This window comes from Streptomyces sp. NPDC086077, from assembly GCF_040686175.1.
In the GTDB taxonomy this organism is placed as follows: domain Bacteria; phylum Actinomycetota; class Actinomycetes; order Streptomycetales; family Streptomycetaceae; genus Streptomyces.
Window position 1 is genome coordinate 1 of record NZ_JBFBJT010000062.1, and the last position, 17470, is coordinate 17470.

Below are 17470 nucleotides of genomic sequence, written 5' to 3' on the forward strand. Positions count from 1 at the left end.
CCCAGCACGAGGTGACGGCGGTCCGTGACGCGCTGCGCCGTCCAGCCACCCGCCAGCGTCATCAGGAACGCGCCCAGCGCGACGAACACCGCCATGCGCCCTTGCTATCCGATCTGCTCGCGGTCGTGCACATCGGACCGCACGCGCGTTGACTTCCGTACGAGAGGACTCGAACCCATGGCCGAAGCCCCCACCGGCAAGGTGACCTTCGTCGGTGCCGGCCCCGGCGCCGCCGATCTGCTGACGTTCCGTGCCGCGCGCGCCATCGCGGAGGCCGACGTCGTGATCTGGGCCGCGAGCCTGGTCCAGGCGGAGGTCCTCGAACACGCCCGCGAGGGCGCGGAGATCCTCGACTCGGCGGCGATGTCGCTGGAGGACGTCGTGGCCGTGTACGAGCGGGCGCGCACCGAGGGTCTGCGGGTCGCCCGCATCCACTCCGGCGACCCGGCCCTGTGGGGCGGTACGCAGGAGCAGGTGGACCGGTGTGCCGCGCTCGGCATCGCGACCGAGATCGTGCCGGGCGTCTCCTCGTTCTCCGCCGTCGCCGCGATCGCCGGGCGGGAGCTGACGATCCCCGAGGTCGCGCAGTCCGTCGTGCTCACCCGGCTCGGTGGCGGCAAGACGCCTATGCCGCCCGGTGAGGAGGTGCGGGAGTTCGCCCGGCACGGCACCACCATGGCGATCTTCCTGTCGGCGGCCCGCAGCGGGCAGTTGGTGCGCGAGCTGCTGGAGGGCGGCTATCCGACGGCCACCCCGGTCGTCGTCGCGTACCAGGCGACTTGGCCGGAGGAGCTGGTCGTCAAGTGCACGATCGGGACGCTGGAGGAGACGGTGAAGGAGTACAAGCTCTGGAAGCACACCCTCTTCCTGGTCGGCCCGGCCCTCGACGCGCAGGGCACCCGCTCGCACCTCTACCACCCGGGCCACTTCCACGGCTTCCGCAAGGCCGACCCCGAGGCCCGCCGGGCCCTGCGCGAACGGGGTGCGAGCACGTGATCAGGGTCGTCGGCACGGGCACCGGGACGCCGTTGCCCGACGACGTGGCCGCCGGCGCCGAACTGGTCGTCGGCGGGCGGCGCCATCTGGAGGCCGTGCGCCTGCCCGAGGCGGCCGAGCGGGTCGTGCTCGGCCCGCTGGCACCGGCCCTCGACACCATCGAGGAGTACGTCGCGAAGGACCGGCCGGTCGTGGTGCTGGCGTCGGGGGATCCCGGGTTCTTCGGGATCGTGCGGGCGCTCGCCGAGCGGTTCGGGACGGAGCGGCTCCAGGTGCGGGCGGGTGTCTCCTCCGTGGCCGCCGCGTTCGCGCGGGCCGGGCTCCCCTGGGACGACGCCGTGGTGGTCTCCGCGCACGGGCGGGAGATGCGCACGGCGGTGAACGTGTGCCGGGCGCGGCCGAAGGTCGCCGTGCTGACCGGGCCGGGGTCCGGTCCGGCGGAGCTGGGTGCGGCGCTGCTGGACAGCGACCGTGTGCTCGTGGTCGCCTCCGCGCTGGGTGACCCGGCGCGCGAACGGGTGGAGCGGGTGACGCCCGCCGAGGCGGCGGACCGGGACTGGGGATCGGCGGTGAGCGTCGTGCTGTGCCTGGACGAGCGGCGGGCGCTCGGCACCGTGCGTACCGTCGCGGGCCCGGCCGGGGGACCTGCCGGATGGGCGCTGGACGAGGGCGAGTTCACGCACCGGGACTCGATGATCACCAAGTTCGAGGTGCGGGCGCTGGCGCTGGCCCGGCTCGGGCCGCGCCTCGGTGATCTGGTCTGGGACGTCGGGGCGGGGTCCGGGTCCGTGGCCGTCGAGTGCGCGCGGCTGGGCGCCGCCGTCGTCGCCGTCGAGAAGGCGGCGGACGGTGGGCGCCGGATCCGGGCCAACGCCGCGGCGCACGGCGTCGACGTACGCGTGGTGCACGGTGCCGCGCCCGGGGTGCTGGCCGGGCTGGACGACCCCGACGCGGTGTTCGTCGGGGGCGGAGGCCGTGAGCTGCCCGCCCTGGTCGCGGAGTGCGCGCGACGGGCGCGCCGGACGGTGGTCGTCGCCCTGGCCGCGCTGGACCGGGTGCCGGGGGTGCGCGAGGCGCTCACCGGGGCGGGGTTCACCTGTGACGGGGTGCTGTTGCAGTCGTCGCGGCTCGCGCCGCTGCCGGGTGAGGTGAGCCGTCTCGCGGCCACCAACCCGGTCTTCCTGCTGTGGGGCGTCCGGCCTCCGGCTCGTACCGAAGGAGTTGCTCAGTGATCGGCCTCATCTCCGCCACGGCGGCGGGAGCGGCGGCGCGGGACCGGCTGGCCGCGGCGTGGCCGGACCGGACACGGGTGTACGGGGGTCCCGTGGGGGACGCCGTGCGGGCCGCGTTCGTGGAGTGCGACCAGCTGGTCTGCTTCCTGGCCACGGGCGCCGTGGTGCGGCTCGTCGCTCCGCTGCTGGGTGACAAAACGTCCGACCCCGGGGTGGTGTGCGTCGACGAGGGCGGCCGGTTCGCGGTGTCCCTGGTGGGCGGGCACGGCGGCGGCGCCAACGAACTCGCCCGCGGGGTGGGCGGGTTGCTGGGCGCCGAACCGGTGATCACCACGGCGACGGACTCCGTCGGGCTGGCGGGCCTGGACACCCTGGGCCTGCCCGTGGAGGGTGCCGTGGCCACGGTGTCCCGGGCGCTCCTCGACGGCGAACCGGTGGCCTTGCGAGCCGAGTTGGCGTGGCCGCTGCCCGCGCTGCCGGTGTCGGCGGACGACACGGGCGCGGCAAGCGGGGCGGACGGGACCGGCGTGGTGTGTTCCGTCCGGGTCACCGACCGTGTCGTGGAGCCCGCGGTGGACGAGGTCGTCCTGCGTCCGCCGTCCCTCGTCGTCGGTGTCGGCGCGTCGAAGGGAGCCCATGTCGACGAGGTGCTCACGCTGGTCGAGGGTGCCCTGCGGGAGGCCCGCCTGTCCCCTCTCAGCATCGCCGAACTCGCCACCGTCGACGCCAAGGCCGGGGAGCCCGGGATCGTCGCCGCCGCCGAGCGGCTGGGCGTCCCCCTCGTGACCTACTCCGCGGAGCGGCTGGCGGCCGTGGAGGTCCCCAACCCGTCCGACGCCCCCCTGGCCGCCGTCGGCACCCCGTCCGTCGCGGAGGCCTCGGCGCTGCTCGGCGGGGGTGAACTCCTCGTCCCCAAGCGGAAGTCGGCGATGGCGACCTGCGCGGTCGTACGGCGGCCCGGGCGCGGCCGGCTCGCGGTGGTCGGGCTCGGGCCCGGGGCCCGCGATCTGCTCACCCCGCGCGCCGAGGCGGAGCTGCGCCGCGCGTCCGTGCTCGTCGGCCTCGACCAGTACGTCGACCAGATCCGCGATCTGCTGCGCCCCGGCACCCGGGTCCTGGAATCGGGGCTGGGCGCGGAGGAGGAGCGGGCCCGGACGGCGGTCGCGGAGGCGCGCAAGGGGCACGCCGTCGCGCTGATCGGCAGCGGGGACGCGGGCGTGTACGCCATGGCGTCCCCGGCGCTGGCCGAGGCCTCGGACGACATCGACGTGGTCGGCGTCCCCGGAGTGACCGCCGCGCTCGCGGCCGGCGCGATCCTCGGGGCGCCGCTCGGGCACGACCACGTCTCGATCAGTCTGTCCGACCTGCACACTCCGTGGGAGGTCATCGAGCGGCGGGTGCGGGCGGCCGCCGAGGCGGACATCGTCGTGACGTTCTACAACCCCCGTAGCCGGGGCCGCGACTGGCAGCTGCCCAAGGCGCTGGCGATCCTCGCGGGGCACCGCGCGCCCACGACGCCCGTCGGCGTCGTACGCAACGCCTCCCGGCCGGACGAGTCCAGCCGACTGACCACCCTCGCCGCACTCGATCCGGCGACGGTCGACATGATGACGGTCGTGACCGTGGGCAACACGGCCACCCGGGAGATCGCGGGGCGTATGGTGACGCCGCGCGGCTACCGCTGGCAGCAGGAGGAGGCGCGGTGAACCGTGTGGTGCACCCCATCGAACAGGAGTCGTTCCGGCGGCTGCGCACCCGGCTGGACACCTCGCACTTCCCGCCGCTCACACGGGCGGTGGTGGAGCGGGTGATCCACTCCGCCGCCGACCTCGACTACGCGGCCGACCTCGTCATGGCCGAGCGGGACCTTCAGGGGGCGTACCACGCGCTGCACTCCGGTGCCCCCGTCGTCGTGGACGTCGAGATGGTCGCCGCCGGCATCACCCGGCGCGACACCGTCTGCCGGCTCAAGGACGCCCGATCCGGGCCGGGGCTGACGCGTTCGGCGCACGCCGTGCGGCTGGCGTACGAGGACGTCGGCCCCGGCGCGATCTGGGTGGTCGGCTGTGCCCCGACCGCGCTGGAGGAACTGCTGACGCTGAACGCGGACCCGGCGCTGGTGATCGGGCTGCCGGTCGGTTTCGTCGGCGCCGCCGAGTCCAAGGCGGCGCTGCGGGAGAGCGGACTGCCCGCCGTGAGCAACGTGTCCGAGAAGGGCGGTTCGGCGGTCGCCGCGGCCGCCCTCAACGCCCTGCTGTATCACCCCACTTCGTACGAGGAGAAACCGTGACCACCCCGCCGCCCGCCCTGCTCATCGCCGGCCATGGCACCCGGGACGACGCCGGAGCCGAGGCGTTCCGCGACTTCGTACGGGAGCTGGGGCGCCGCCACCCCGAACTGCCCGTCGCGGGCGGCTTCATCGAGTTGTCCCCGCCGCCGCTGGGCGAGGCCGTCACCGAGCTGGTGGAGCGGGGCGCACGCCGTTTCGCCGCCGTCCCGCTGATGCTGGTGTCCGCCGGGCACGCCAAGGGTGACATCCCCGCCGCGCTGGCCCGCGAGAAGGAGCGGCATCCCGGGATCTCCTACACCTACGGCCGCCCGCTGGGCCCGCACCCGGGGCTGCTGTCGGTGCTGGAGCGGCGGCTGGACGAGGCGCTGGGCACCGAGGGGCGTACGCCCGGCGACCGTGCCGACGTGACCGTGCTGCTGGTCGGGCGCGGATCGACCGACCCGGACGCCAACGCCGAAGTGCACAAGGCGGCGCGGCTGCTGTGGGAGGGGCGCGGATACGCGGGGGTGGAGACGGCGTTCGTTTCGCTGGCCGCGCCGGACGTGCCGAGCGGCCTTGACCGGTGCGTGCGGCTCGGGGCGCGGCGGGTCGTCGTACTGCCCTACTTCCTGTTCACCGGCGTCCTCCCCGACCGGGTGCGGTCGCAGACGGAGGGCTGGGCGGCCGCCCACCCGGAGGTCGAGGTGCGCTCGGCGGACGTCATCGGCCCGGAGCCGGAACTGCTCGACCTGGTGATGGAGCGGTACGAGGAGGCCGTCAAGGGCGATCTGCGGATGAACTGCGACACCTGCGTGTACCGGATCGCGCTGCCCGGATTCGAGGACAAGGTGGGCCTGCCGCAGCAGCCGCACTTCCACCCCGACGACGACGGCCACCACCACGGGCACCATCACCACGGCGCGCACTCCCATGCCCGCTGAGGGACACGACCTGCGGCATCACGGCGACGCCGAGGTCCGCGACGACGGCGAGGCACTCGTCGACCTCGCCGTCAACGTCCGCGCGGACACGCCCCCGACCTGGCTGCGGGAGGTGATCGCCGGCTCGCTGGCCGGGCTCGCCGCCTATCCGGACGGGCGCCGCGCGCGGTCCGCGGTGGCGGCGCGGCACGGGGTCGGGGTGGAACGGGTGCTGCTGACGGCGGGGGCCGCCGAGGCGTTCGTGCTGCTGGCGCGGGCGCTGAAGGTACGCCACCCGGTCGTGGTGCACCCTCAGTTCACCGAGCCGGAGGCGGCGCTGCGGGACGCGGGGCACACCGTCGACCGGGTGCTGCTGCGCGAGGCGGACGGCTTCCGGCTGGATCCGGCGGCCGTTCCGGAGGACGCCGACCTGGTGGTGATCGGCAACCCGACCAACCCGACGTCGGTGCTGCACCCGGCCGAGGCCGTCGTCCGGCTGGCGCGTCCGGGGCGGACGCTGGTCGTGGACGAGGCGTTCATGGACGCGGTGCCCGGCGAGCGGGAGGCGCTGGCCGGCCGGACGGACGTCCCCGGGCTCGTCGTGCTGCGGAGCCTGACGAAGACGTGGGGCCTGGCCGGGCTGCGCATCGGGTACGTCCTGGCGTCCCCGGAGACCGTCGCGGACCTCGAACGCGCCCAGCCGCTGTGGCCCGTCTCCACCCCCGCGCTGGCCGCCGCGGAGGCGTGCGTGGCGCCCCAGGCCCTGGCGGAGGCGGCCCACGCCGCCCACCGTGTCGCCGCCGACCGGGCCCACCTCATGGCGGGGCTGTCGCGCATCCCCGGCCTCCGGGTCGTGACACCGGCCGAGGGCCCCTTCGTCCTCGTCCGGCTGCCCGGGGCCGCCGCCGTACGCCGACGGCTGCGCGACGTGGGCTTCGCGGTCCGGCGCGGGGACACCTTCCCCGGACTCGGCGAGGAGTGGCTGCGGCTGGCGGTACGGGACCGGGCGACGGCGGATGCGTTCCTCCGCGCCCTGGAACGGGCGGTACCGGCAGCGGACCGCTGACCGCCCGCCGACGACCGCAGGGGCGCGCACGGGCCCAACGGCGCCTTCAGCTACGTACGGCGGCGTACGCCCGTCCGCACCCTCGGATGCCGCCCGTGGGAAACGGACCGCCACGGCTCCCGCGGCGACATCCGCACGTCCCGCCTCGCGGACGCGAGGGCCTCCGGGAGCCGCCCGCCGCACGCCCCGCCCCTGGTCGCGACGTCTCAGCCGCGGTTGCGGCGGGCCAGGACGACCGCTCCCCCGCCGGCCACCAGCAGCGCGAAGGCGCCGCCCGCGATGTACGGAGTCATCGAGTTGCCGCCGGTCTCCGCGAGGCCGGCCTCCGCGGCGCCGCCCTGGGGCTCGACCTCGGCGGCGGGGTCGGTGCCCGTCTCGGCGCTCGGCGCGGGGGCCTCCTCCTCCGGCTCGGCGGGCGCCGGGGGCGTCTCGCAGGTCGCCTTGGCCAGGGTCACGGTGCCCCGCACATCGGCCACGTTGAGCTCCAGCGGATTGACGGACACGTTCAGTTCGAGGGCGGTGGCGGCCGCCGTACGGGAGGTCGTCTCACGCCGGGACAGGTCCAGGCGCACCTCGCCCACGCCCGGCACCGTCACGTTCGTCGTCCCACCGGCGGTGAGCGTCACCTTCTTGCCCAGCACGGTCACGCCGGCCACGTCGGACTCGGCGACCGGCGCCTGCCCCGCGGCGCAGGTCGCGGTCGACGTGACGGTCTCGACCTCGACGACCGACAGCCGCGGCAGACCGGGCACGTTCAGCCGGGCGTTGGCCAGCCGGGTGCTGCCCTCCGCCGTCCCGCCGGCCACGGTGGCCTTGGCCTGCGCGACGTCGGCGCGCAGCACGCTGAACGGCTTTCCGCCGTCGACGCCGTCCAACTGGGCGGTGAGCGCGGTCTTCTCGGCACTCTGCGGGGCCTGCACTTCGTTGAGGGTGACCGCGAGCGGGACGTTGACGGTCTTGTTGAGCAGGGAGACATCCAGTCCGGTGCGCAGGACGAGCGCGCTCGCGCGACCCTCCTCCGGGGTCGCGTGCGCGGAGCCCGCGCCGACCAGGACCGCGGGACCGGCGGCGAGGACGGCGGCGGCCGCGAGCGCGACCGGACGGCGAGCGGGCATACGGAAGTTGTTGCTGTTCACGGTGGTGGAACCCCCCAGAAGAGTGACGCTTGGGACTCCGCAAGGATTACGCACCGAGAGTGAACGGGCGGCAATCCTGCGTCACTTCACTCCATCGTGGGGTTTCTGTGAACGAGTTCGATTTCTCGGCACGGGTGTTCCCCTCCACGGTCCTGGTCACCCGCTCCACCGCCCCGGCCGCCCGCCCGCGCTCCGACGGGCGACGCGCCACGCGCGCTTCTATGCTGAGGTGGAAGCGGCCCAGGTTGCGGGCCCTCTCCCTCGGGGACCTGGGAGTCAGCCCATGACGCGCGCGTGCGGACGACTGCGCAGGGGTGCCGTGATCGCCGTGGCGGTGGGGACACTCGTGGTTCCGGTCTGCGGTGGGGCCGCCTTCGGGGCGGGCGCGCCTGGCGCCGCTCCGGCCGGCGCCCGGCAGCCCGCGCCGTCCCCGTCGCCCTCGGACGGCTTCCGCGCGCTCACCCCCGAGGTGAAGCGGCAGGTCGACGAGGCGGTGGAGAAGGTCATGCGCGACGCGAACGTGCCCGGCGTGACCGTCGGCATGTGGACCCCCGGCAAGGGCAGTCACGTGCGGTCGTTCGGCATCGCCGACAAGGAGACCGGCCGGCCGATGACACCGGACCTGTACACCCGGATCGGCAGCGAGACCAAGACGTTCACCGTGACGGCGCTGCTGAAGCTGGTCGACGAGGGCAGGATCGGCCTCGACGACACCATCGGCGAGTACGTCGACGGCGTGCCCAACGGCAACAGGATCACCCTGCGCGAGCTCGCCGGGATGCGCAGCGGGCTCTACAACTACACCGAGGATCCGGACTTCTTCGAAGCACTGACGTCGGACCCGGAGCGGCCCTTCACCCCGCGGGAACTGCTCGACTACGCCTTCAGACATCCGGTGCTGTTCCAGCCGGGCGAGAAGTTCTTCTACTGCAACACCAACCTGATCCTGCTCGGCCTGGTCGTGGAACAGGTCGGCGGCCGGCCGCTCCAGGACTACATCCGGGAGAACGTCACGGAGCCGGCCGGCATGGACAGCACGCTGCTGGCGACGGACGCCGCGTTCCCCGAGCCGCACGCCCAGGGGTACACGAACCAGACCGCGGACGGGAAGGTCGCCGACAGCACCGACTGGAACCCCTCCTGGGGGTGGGCGGCCGGCGCGATGATCTCCACGCTGGAGGATCTGCGCATCTGGGCGCCGACCGTCGCCACCGGGGTGCTGCCCGACGGGAGATCCCTGATCAGCCCCGCCACGCAGAAGCAGCGGCTCGACACGCCGCCCACCACCATCCCGGGCGCCGGGTACGGGCTCGGCATCTTCGACGTCCAGGGCTGGATCGGGCACAACGGCTCGCTGCCGGGTTACGAGTCCCTGACCATCTATCTGCCGTCGGCCCGGGCCACCCTCGTCGTGGTGCTCAACACGGACATCGGCCGGAACGACACGGAGCCCAGCACACTCTTCGGCGACGCGATCACGAAGATCGTCAGCCCGCAGCACGTCTTCGACCTGCCCGCGCAGCCCTCGGGCCGCTGACCGTTCGCGTGCGCGAGCCCGAGGCTACGGGGGACGCCGGCCCGTCCTAGCCGACGACCCGCCCGTCGAGCACCACCCGCCGCGGGGCCGCCAGCACCCGTACGTCCTCCCGCGGGTCCGTCCCGTACACCACCAGGTCGGCCGGTGCGCCCTCGTCGAGGCCGGGACGGCCGAGCCACTCCCTGGCCGCCCAGGTCGTCGCCGACAGGGCCTGGAGCGGCGGGATCCCGGCCGTGACCAGTTCCTCCACCTCGGCGGCCGCCAGACCGTGCGCCAGCGCGCCGCCCGCGTCCGTGCCGACGTAGACCGGGATGCCGGCGTCGTAGGCGTCGCGGACGCTGTCGTAGCGGCGTTCGTGCAGCCGGCGCATATGGGCGGACCAGGCCGGGAACCTGGACTCGCCACCGTCGGCCAGCCGGGGGAAGGTGGCGATGTTGACGAGTGTCGGGACGATCGCGACGCGGCGCTCGGCGAAGAGGGGGATCAGGTCGCCGGTGAGGCCGGTGGCGTGCTCGATGCAGTCGATGCCGGCCTCGACCAGGTCCTGGAGGGAGTCCTCGGCGAAGCAGTGGGCGGTGACACGGGCGCCCAGGCGGTGGGCCTCGGCGATGGCGGCCTCGACCGCGTCCCTGGGCCAGCAGGCCGACAGGTCGCCGAGGTCGCGGTCGATCCAGTCGCCGACCAGCTTGACCCAGCCGTCGCCCCGGCGGGCCTCCTGGGCGACGTAGGCGACCAGGTCGTCCGGCTCGATCTCGTGGGCGTAGTTGCGGATGTAGCGGCGGGTGCGGGCGATGTGGCGCCCGGCGCGGATGATCTTCGGCAGGTCCTCACGGTCGTCGATCCAGCGGGTGTCCGAGGGCGAGCCCGCGTCACGGACGAGGAGGGTACCGGCGTCGCGGTCGGTGAGCGCCTGCTTCTCGGCGACCTCCCGCGGCACGGCGCCGTGCGCGTCGAGGCCGACGTGGCAGTGGGCGTCGACCAGGCCGGGGAGCGTCCAGCCGTCGAGGGCGCGCACGTCGCGGACGCCGGCCGGGCGGTCGTACGAGATCCGCCCGTCGATCACCCACAACTCGTCGCGGACGTCCTCGGGACCGACGAGGATGCGGCCCCTCACGTGCAGCACTTCGCTCATGCACCGCACCCTAACGCCCGGCTGCATGCCGGTTTTCGGGCGCGGATCGTTCATGGTCGACCACTCGGTCCCCGGCGCCCCTCAGGGGGCCTCGTTCTTCTCGTTCTTCTCGTTCTTCTCGTTCTCCTCGTGCTCCTCGTGCTCCTCCACCTCCGCCATCGCCGGGTCGAGGAGCCGGGACAGGAAATGGCGGGTCCGTTCGTGCCGGGGCCGGGTGATGACCTGCTCGGGGCTGCCGTCCTCCACGACCACTCCCCCGTCCATGAAGATCACGCGGTCCGCCACCTCGCGGGCGAAGGTCATCTCATGGGTGACCACCATCATCGTCATGCCCTCGTTCGCCAGCATGCGCATGACCGCCAGGACGTCGCCCACCAACTCCGGGTCCAGCGCCGACGTCGGCTCGTCGAAAAGCATCACCTCCGGGGCCATCGCCAAGGCCCGGGCGATCGCCACCCGCTGCTGCTGGCCGCCCGACAACGACGACGGGTACGCCGTCGCCTTCTCCGACAGGCCGACGCGGTCCAGGTTCTCCGCGGCCACCTTTACGGCCTGGGCCTTGTCCCGGCGCAGCACCCGGCGCTGCGGCAGGGTGAGGTTCTCGGTGACCGTGAGGTGCGGGAAGAGGTTGAACTGCTGGAAGACCATGCCGATCCGGCGGCGTACGGCGTCGATGTCGACGTCCGGGTCGGTGAGCTCGGTGCCGCCCACGAAGACCTGGCCCTTGGACGGTTCCTCCAACAGGTTCACGCAGCGCAGCAGCGTCGACTTGCCGGAGCCGGAGGGGCCGATGACACAGACGACCTCGCCCTGGCCGATCTCCAGGTCGATGCCGCGCAGGACGTGGTTGTCGCCGAAGGACTTGTGCAGGTCCCGGATCTCGATCTCGGGTCGGCTCATTTCACGGCCTCCTGGGCCTTCGACTCCATACGGCGTACGACGAAACCGAGCGGGATCGTGATCAGCAGATAGCACAGGCCGGCGACCAGGATCGGCGTCGAGTTGGCGGTCTGGCTGGCCAGGTCGCGGCCGAACTTGGACAGCTCCCGCTCCTCCAGCGTGACACCGAGGAACAGCACCAGTGAGGAGTCCTTGAAGAGGAGCACCAGCTCGTTGGTGAGCGGCGGGAGGATGATCCGGAAGGCCTGCGGAAGGATGATCGAGACCATCGCGCGGGCCGGCGAGAAGCCCAGCGAACGGGCCGCTTCCATCTGCCCCTTGGGCACGGCCTGGATCCCCGCGCGGAACGTCTCCGCCATGTACGCCGCCGCCACCAGGCCGAGCGCGAGGGCGACCTTGCCGTAGGTGCCGCCGGGGATCTCGACGCCGGGGAAGGCGAGCGGGACGGCCACGCCGATGAAGATGAAGATCAGCAGGGCGGGCAGGCCGCGGAAGATCTCGATGTAGACGCCGGCGACCCAGCGGTAGGGGCCCACGGACGACAGCCGCATCAGCGCGAGGACCATGCCGAGCACCAGGCCGACGGCGAAGCCGGAGACGGTGTAGAGCACGGTGTTCTTCAGCGCCAGCGTGATGACGTCCGGGAACATCTGCCGGGCGATGTCGCCCTGCGCGAACTGGTTGGCCAGCCGCCCCCAGTCGGCGCCGACCGCCAGGGCGATCAGGGCGCCGACGAAGAGGACGTACTGCGCGCCCCGGGACAGCCCGCGCTTCTGGCGGCGTGTGAGCCCCCTCTTGCGGGGCTGGACCTCGGCCTTGGTGGCGTCGGTCATGAGGCGGTCGGCGAGGGGGAGGCGGCGGACTCCTCGTACGGGCCGATCCACTGCTCGTACAGCTTCTTGTACGTGCCGTCGGCCTTGGCGCCGGCGAGCGCCTTGTTGATGGCGGCGAGCAGCTTGGCGTTGCCCTTCTTCACCGTGATGCCGTACTGCTCACCGGTGTTGACCTGCTCGGCCACCTGGAAGGCGGACGCGTTGGCCTTGTCCTTGAGCCAGCCCTGGACGACCGGGTAGTCGATGACGACCGCCTCGACCTGGCCCGTGCGCAGGCCGTTGATGACGGCGTCGGAGGACTCGAAGGAGACCGGGTCGAGGCCCTGGTTCTTGGCGTACTCCTCGCCGGTGGTCTGCGCCTGGGCGCCGACCTTCTTGCCCTTGAGGCCGGCGAAGGACTTGATGCCGCTCTTCTTGTCGACCAGCACGGCCTGGGTGGCCTCGAAGTACGGGTCGGAGAAGTCGACGTTCTTCTTGCGCTCCTCGGTGATGGTCATGCCGGCGGCGGCCAGGTCGCACTCGCCGGAGTTGAGGAACGCGCCGGTCTTGAAGTTCTCGAACGGCGTGTCGAGGATCTGCTGCTGCACGCCGAGGTCCTTGGCGACCAGGTCGACGAGGGAGACGTCGAAGCCCTGCACCTTGCCGTCGATCTCCGACTGGAAGGGCGGGTACGGCAGGTGGGTGCAGGTCGTGAGCTGGCCGGCCTTGACGAGTTCGACCCCGCCGGCGGTCTTCGTGCCGCCGCCGTCGCCGTCCGACGAGCAGCCGGCGACCAGCACCAGCCCGGCCGTCGCGGTGGTGGCGGCCAGAATGCGGGCCCGGCGCCCGAGGACCGTGTTCACGGGGAACCTCCTGTGAGGGAACTGAATGTTCCGATTATAAGGAGAGCTTTGGGGTGCTCAAAACAAACCGATGGTCACGCAGCGGTGCCACCTGCGAACTCACCGGCGATCAGGGGCCCGACGGCCGGGCGGTTAGGCTCGACCACGTTGATCCCGTGAGCGAAGAGAGCACCGTCGTGACCCATCCCTTCCTGGACCTCGCCCCGCTGAGCGCCGCGCACTTCGCCTCCATCGAGGACCGGGTGGCCAGGCTGCTGGACACCCGGCAGGACGTCGTGATCATGCAGGGTGAGGCGCTGCTGCCGCTGGAGGGCGCGATCCGGGCGGCCGCGGGGCCGGGGACGGTGGCGCTGAACGTGATCACCGGCCCGTACGGACAGACCTTCGGCGACTGGCTGCGGGACTGCGGGGCGACGGTGCACGACCTCGCGGTGCCGTTCCACACGGCGGTCACGGCGGAGGCGATCCGGGAGGCCTTCGCCGAGCACCCGGAGATCGACTTCGTGTCGCTGGTGCACGCGGAGGCGGCGACCGGGAACACCAACCCGGTCGCGGAGATCGGTGCGGTGGTGCGGGAGCAGGGTGCCCTGTTCTACCTGGACGCCGTCGCCTCCGTGGGTGCCGAGCCGGTGCTGCCGGACGCGTGGGGTGTGGACCTGTGCGTGATCGGGGCGCAGAAGGCGATGGGCGGGCCCGCCGGGGTGTCGGCGGTGTCGGTGAGCGAGCGGGCGTGGGCCCGCATGGCGGCGAACCCGCGGGCGCCACGGCGGTCCTACCTGTCGCTGCTGGACTGGAAGGAGCGCTGGGTCGACGCCGGCCGCAAGGCTCTGCTGCACGCGCCCGCACAGCTGGAGATGCTGGCGCTGGAGGCGTGTGTCGAGCGCATCGAGACGGAGGGGCTCGAGACGGTGACGGCCCGCCACGCCTCCGCCGCGGCGGCGACGCGGGCCGGGGCCTCGGCCCTGGGCGGCGGCCTTGAGCCGTACGTCCACAAGGCCTCGGAGGCCGCGCCGGTGGCGACGACCCTGCGCACCCCGCCGGGCGTCGTGGCCTCGGAGCTGGTCGCCCGCGCCCTCGCCTCCGACCCGGCCCTCCCGTTGGCGGCGGGCGGCGGCGCCCTGGCCAAGGAGATGATCCGCGTCAACCACTACGGCCCGGACGCGACCCCGCGCGCGGTCCAGGCGAGCCTGGCAGCCCTGGGCGCGGCCCTCACGGACGAGGGCCACCCCACCGACCTGGACTCCTGCCGCCGCGCGGCGGAGGAGGCCTGGCGGTAGGAAGATCCACGGCCGGGATCCCGGCGCCAAGGCGCTTCGCCCTCGGCCACCCCGCGGCAAGGAGATCCCCGGGCGGGTGCCCGACCCGAGAGACCTCCGCGCCCGGACAGTCCGCCCGCACCCCGGCCACAGAGACCTCCACGGACCGGTGGTCGGCCGCACAGGCCTCCGCGGGGCAGGGTCCAGTCGCAAAGGTGCCGGCGGGCGGGTGGGCTTCAGGGCGTGCGGCCGGGGTCGAGCCGGGCAGGGTGGAGAGCTCGCGGCGCCGCTCGGCCCATTGACGGGCGGCCGGAGCGGGGGCCGGCGGGGCGCGGGTCCCTCGGTGGTGTCGCGCGCCGCGGGCCTTGGCCCAGTGGTTGTCCACCGGTTCCCCTGGGCGTGGCGGCGGTCTGCGGGCATGCCGTCACATGCGATGGCAGCCGGGGCCGCCCCGCTGTCGGTGCCCCCTGGCATGCTCGGCGCATGACTGCCGACACCCCCGCCACTCCCCTGACCCTTCCCGACGGTCGGCCCGTGCCCGCCATGACCGGTGACGAGCGGGCCATGCTGGAGGGGTGGCTCGACTATCACCGGGCCACGCTGGAGCTGAAGTGCCGCGGGCTGGACGACGCCCAGCTGCGGCTCGCCGCGGCCCCGCCCTCCTCGCTCACCCTGCTCGGCCTCGTGCAGCACCTCGCCGAGGTCGAGCGGAACTGGTTCCAGCGGGTGCTCGCCGGTCTCGACGTGCCGCCGGTGTACGAGGACGAGACGGGGTACGCCCTGCGCCCGCAGCGCGGTCTCGACGAGGCGCTCACCGTCTGGCACCGGGAGATCGCGCGCGGCCGGGAGATCTCCGCCGGCCGGCCACTGGACGACACCGGGCGGCTGGTGGACGGTCCGCTGGACGGCATGGACGTGTCCCTGCGCTGGGTGCTCATCCACCTCATCGAGGAGTACGCCCGGCACAACGGTCACGCCGACATCCTCCGCGAGCGTATCGACGGGGTGACCGGAACTTGAATTCACAGCAATATGCGAGCATTCTCCGGCCATCATTCCGTATTTCAATCCAGCGCAGCTTCCCGTATTCTTCTGCCCGCTTTCCTCGACCTTAAACGCAAAGATTTCGCGAACGCCAAGCGATCCGATTCGGGCAGATCTCGTGAGGGTCACATGGTTGTGACGCGTTACACATCGCGGCCGTTTCGCCCCGTATAACCCCCATGAACTCGGGCATATCGTCGCCTTCTCGCGTGAACACCCGCGCCCGCGCGATAACACAAGACACAGCCTTTCGTAACCCCCAGCGGTCATGCATTTTCAATTCGCGATGGGTAAATTGAATTTGCATGACTGCCGCACAAGCAGACCTGCACATAGACCGCCCGGCGGTGGCCGACGGCGCCGATTTCTGGCGGCTCGCCAAGGAATCCGGAACGCTCGACCTGAACTCCGCGTACAGCTATCTGCTGTGGTGCCGCGACTTCGCCGGCACCTCGGCCGTGGCCCGCACGGCCGACGGCGAGGCCGTCGGGTTCGTCACCGGCTTCCTGCGGCCGGACCGCCCGGGCACCCTGCTCGTCTGGCAGGTGGCCGTCGACTCCGCACAGCGCGGCCGCGGGCTCGCGGCACGCATGCTCGACACACTGACCGCCCGCGTCGCCGCCGAACACGGACTGAACACCGTGGAGACCACGATCACGCCGGGCAACACCGCCTCCGAGCGGCTGTTCACCTCGTACGCCGCGCGCCACGACGCCCGCGTCGAGCGCGAGGTGCTCTTCGGCACGGACCAGTTCCCGGACGGCCCCCACGACCCCGAGGTCCTCTACCGCATCGGCCCGCTGACCCACCTGCCACGGGCATCGGACTGATCCGCGCCCACAGGCGCCCGGGCAGGACCACAGGCCCCAGCTCGCACCCGGGCCCCGACCTCGCACTCGGGCCCCGACCCTCACGCGGGCCGCGCGTCCCCGCGCCCACCGAGCTCCCCACCTTGCTCTCGCCACGACCCCCGCACTCACCTGTCGCACAGAGGAGCGAATTACCGTGACCATCACCCAGCCCGACCTCAGCGTCTTCGAAACCCTGGAGTCCGAGGTGCGCAGCTACTGCCGCGGCTGGCCCACCGTCTTCGACCGTGCGCGCGGCAGCCGGATGTACGACGAGGACGGCCACGAGTACCTCGACTTCTTCGCCGGCGCCGGCTCCCTCAACTACGGGCACAACAACCCCGTGCTGAAACGGGCCCTGCTCGACTACCTGGAGCGGGACGGCGTCACCCACGGTCTCGACATGTCGACCACCGCCAAGCGCGGCTTCCTCCAGACCTTCCAGGACCTCGTCCTGCGGCCGCGGGATCTGCCGTACAAGGTCATGTTCCCGGGCCCGACGGGCACCAACGCCGTGGAGTCCGCGCTGAAGCTGGCGCGGAAGGTGAAGGGACGCGAGGCGATCGTGTCGTTCACCAACGCCTTCCACGGCATGTCCCTCGGCTCCCTCGCCGTGACCGGCAACGCCTTCAAGCGGGCCGGTGCCGGCATCCCGCTGGTGCACGGCACGCCGATGCCGTTCGACAACTACTTCGACGGCCAGGTCCCGGACTTCCTGTGGTTCGAGCGCCTGCTGGAGGACCAGGGTTCCGGCCTCAACAAACCCGCCGCCGTGATCGTCGAGACGGTGCAGGGCGAGGGCGGCATCAACGTGGCCCGTCCCGAGTGGCTGCGCGCGCTCGCCGACCTGTGCGAGCGCCAGGACATGCTGCTGATCGTCGACGACATCCAGATGGGCTGCGGCCGTACCGGCGCCTTCTTCTCCTTCGAGGAGGCCGGGGTCGTCCCCGACATCGTGACGGTTTCGAAGTCCATCAGCGGGTACGGGCTCCCCATGTCGCTGTGCCTGTTCAAGCCCGAGCTGGACGTCTGGGAGCCGGGCGAGCACAACGGCACCTTCCGCGGCAACAACCCGGCGTTCGTCACCGCGACCGCCGCGCTGGAGACGTACTGGACCGACGGCTCGGCGATGGAGAAGCAGACCCGTGCGCGGGGCGAACAGGTCGAACAGGCCATGATCGCCATCACCGAGGAGAACCTCGCAGACGTCAAGGAGTACCGGGGCCGCGGTCTGGTCTGGGGCATGGAGTTCCACGACAAGGAGCGGGCCGGGCGGATCGCCAGGCGCGCCTTCGAACTGGGGCTGCTCATCGAGACGTCCGGCCCCGAGAGCGAGGTCGTCAAGCTGCTGCCCGCGCTGACCATCACGCCCGAGGAGCTCGACGAGGGCCTGCGGGTCCTCGCCCGCGCGGTCCGGGAGACCTCCCCGGCCGCCGTCTGAGGCCCCTCACCACCATCC

Annotated in this window: 16 protein-coding genes and 1 pseudogene; 11 read left to right on the forward strand and 6 right to left on the reverse strand. The window is 72.7% G+C overall.

Annotation, left to right across the window (positions count from 1 at the left end; all coding sequences use genetic code 11):
* Positions 1-95, reverse strand: a pseudogene (locus AB0O67_RS19295) (permease); the annotation flags it as partial.
* Between the two features lie 82 nt (positions 96-177).
* Between AB0O67_RS19295 and cobM the strand changes: the two are divergent.
* The 6 genes from cobM to cobC are packed head-to-tail and all read left to right on the forward strand — an operon-like array spanning position 178 to position 6483.
* Entirely contained in the window at positions 178-996 is an 819-nt protein-coding gene (cobM, locus tag AB0O67_RS19300; RefSeq protein WP_365451557.1) for a precorrin-4 C(11)-methyltransferase, read from the forward strand.
* Complete coding sequence (gene cbiE, locus AB0O67_RS19305) at positions 993-2228, forward strand: precorrin-6y C5,15-methyltransferase (decarboxylating) subunit CbiE (protein WP_365451559.1); 1236 nt, start codon at positions 993-995, stop codon at positions 2226-2228. Before cobM ends, cbiE begins: the two co-directional genes overlap by 4 nt.
* The gene (gene cobJ / locus AB0O67_RS19310) at positions 2225-3934 is read left to right on the forward strand and encodes a precorrin-3B C(17)-methyltransferase (protein WP_365451561.1); all 1710 of its coding nucleotides are present in this window, start codon (positions 2225-2227) and stop codon (positions 3932-3934) included. Before cbiE ends, cobJ begins: the two co-directional genes overlap by 4 nt.
* Positions 3931-4518 carry a precorrin-8X methylmutase gene (locus AB0O67_RS19315; RefSeq protein WP_365451563.1) on the forward strand — a complete coding sequence of 196 codons (588 nt, stop codon included), beginning with the start codon at positions 3931-3933 and terminating at the stop codon, positions 4516-4518. The genes cobJ and AB0O67_RS19315 overlap by 4 nt, the downstream gene beginning before the upstream one ends.
* Positions 4515-5438 (forward strand): sirohydrochlorin chelatase, encoded by a 924-nt coding sequence (locus tag AB0O67_RS19320; protein WP_365451565.1) that lies wholly within the window; start codon positions 4515-4517, stop codon positions 5436-5438. The genes AB0O67_RS19315 and AB0O67_RS19320 overlap by 4 nt, the downstream gene beginning before the upstream one ends.
* A complete protein-coding gene (gene cobC / locus AB0O67_RS19325) occupies positions 5428-6483 on the forward strand; it encodes an Rv2231c family pyridoxal phosphate-dependent protein CobC (protein WP_365451567.1) in 1056 nt (351 codons plus the stop codon). The genes AB0O67_RS19320 and cobC overlap by 11 nt, the downstream gene beginning before the upstream one ends.
* Positions 6484-6689: 206 nt before the next feature.
* Here cobC and AB0O67_RS19330 read toward each other — a convergent pair whose 3' ends face one another.
* On the reverse strand, positions 6690-7619 hold the full coding sequence (locus tag AB0O67_RS19330; RefSeq protein WP_365451569.1) for an SCO1860 family LAETG-anchored protein: 930 nt from the start codon (positions 7617-7619) through the stop codon (positions 6690-6692).
* 283 nt (positions 7620-7902) lie between these two features.
* On the opposite strand from AB0O67_RS19330, the gene AB0O67_RS19335 reads away from it, so the two are divergent.
* A complete protein-coding gene (locus AB0O67_RS19335) occupies positions 7903-9156 on the forward strand; it encodes a serine hydrolase domain-containing protein (RefSeq protein WP_365451571.1) in 1254 nt (417 codons plus the stop codon).
* 46 nt (positions 9157-9202) lie between these two features.
* Here the strand turns inward: AB0O67_RS19335 and AB0O67_RS19340 are convergent, their stop codons facing one another.
* The 4 genes from AB0O67_RS19340 to AB0O67_RS19355 all read right to left on the reverse strand — a co-directional run bounded on the left by AB0O67_RS19340 (position 9203) and on the right by AB0O67_RS19355 (position 12863).
* On the reverse strand, positions 9203-10288 hold the full coding sequence (locus AB0O67_RS19340) for an amidohydrolase family protein (protein WP_365451573.1): 1086 nt from the start codon (positions 10286-10288) through the stop codon (positions 9203-9205).
* An 81-nt stretch (positions 10289-10369) separates the two neighbouring features.
* Positions 10370-11188 (reverse strand): amino acid ABC transporter ATP-binding protein, encoded by an 819-nt coding sequence (locus AB0O67_RS19345; protein ID WP_365451575.1) that lies wholly within the window; start codon positions 11186-11188, stop codon positions 10370-10372.
* On the reverse strand, positions 11185-12021 hold the full coding sequence (locus tag AB0O67_RS19350; RefSeq protein ID WP_365451577.1) for an amino acid ABC transporter permease: 837 nt from the start codon (positions 12019-12021) through the stop codon (positions 11185-11187). Before AB0O67_RS19350 ends, AB0O67_RS19345 begins: the two co-directional genes overlap by 4 nt.
* The gene (locus AB0O67_RS19355; protein WP_365451579.1) at positions 12018-12863 is read right to left on the reverse strand and encodes a transporter substrate-binding domain-containing protein; all 846 of its coding nucleotides are present in this window, start codon (positions 12861-12863) and stop codon (positions 12018-12020) included. The genes AB0O67_RS19350 and AB0O67_RS19355 overlap by 4 nt, the downstream gene beginning before the upstream one ends.
* A 176-nt stretch (positions 12864-13039) precedes the next feature.
* Here AB0O67_RS19355 and AB0O67_RS19360 point away from each other — a divergent pair, with 176 nt between their 5' ends.
* From AB0O67_RS19360 to ectB, 4 genes are all read left to right on the forward strand, one after another.
* Positions 13040-14140 carry an aminotransferase class V-fold PLP-dependent enzyme gene (locus AB0O67_RS19360; protein WP_365451625.1) on the forward strand — a complete coding sequence of 367 codons (1101 nt, stop codon included), beginning with the start codon at positions 13040-13042 and terminating at the stop codon, positions 14138-14140.
* A gap of 462 nt (positions 14141-14602) precedes the next feature.
* Positions 14603-15139, forward strand: coding sequence for a DinB family protein (locus AB0O67_RS19365; protein WP_365451581.1), 537 nt, complete (start codon positions 14603-14605; stop codon positions 15137-15139).
* Positions 15140-15468: 329 nt separating this feature from the next.
* A complete protein-coding gene (ectA, locus tag AB0O67_RS19370; protein ID WP_365451583.1) occupies positions 15469-15993 on the forward strand; it encodes a diaminobutyrate acetyltransferase in 525 nt (174 codons plus the stop codon).
* A 175-nt stretch (positions 15994-16168) separates the two neighbouring features.
* Entirely contained in the window at positions 16169-17452 is a 1284-nt protein-coding gene (gene ectB / locus AB0O67_RS19375; protein ID WP_365451585.1) for a diaminobutyrate--2-oxoglutarate transaminase, read from the forward strand.
* The last annotated feature ends 18 nt before the right edge of the window (positions 17453-17470 follow it).

Excerpts from the sequence above, each read along its gene's own strand:
- cobM (WP_365451557.1), top strand. The coding sequence starts at position 178 with ATGGCCGAAGCCCCCACCGGCAAGGTGACCTTCGTCGGTGCCGGCCCC.
- cobC (WP_365451567.1), top strand. The coding sequence starts at position 5,428 with ATGCCCGCTGAGGGACACGACCTGCGGCATCACGGCGACGCCGAGGTC.
- AB0O67_RS19335 (WP_365451571.1), top strand. The coding sequence starts at position 7,903 with ATGACGCGCGCGTGCGGACGACTGCGCAGGGGTGCCGTGATCGCCGTG.
- AB0O67_RS19340 (WP_365451573.1), bottom strand. The coding sequence starts at position 10,288 with ATGAGCGAAGTGCTGCACGTGAGGGGCCGCATCCTCGTCGGTCCCGAG.
- AB0O67_RS19345 (WP_365451575.1), bottom strand. The coding sequence starts at position 11,188 with ATGAGCCGACCCGAGATCGAGATCCGGGACCTGCACAAGTCCTTCGGC.
- AB0O67_RS19350 (WP_365451577.1), bottom strand. The coding sequence starts at position 12,021 with ATGACCGACGCCACCAAGGCCGAGGTCCAGCCCCGCAAGAGGGGGCTC.
- AB0O67_RS19365 (WP_365451581.1), top strand. The coding sequence starts at position 14,603 with ATGACTGCCGACACCCCCGCCACTCCCCTGACCCTTCCCGACGGTCGG.
- ectA (WP_365451583.1), top strand. The coding sequence starts at position 15,469 with ATGACTGCCGCACAAGCAGACCTGCACATAGACCGCCCGGCGGTGGCC.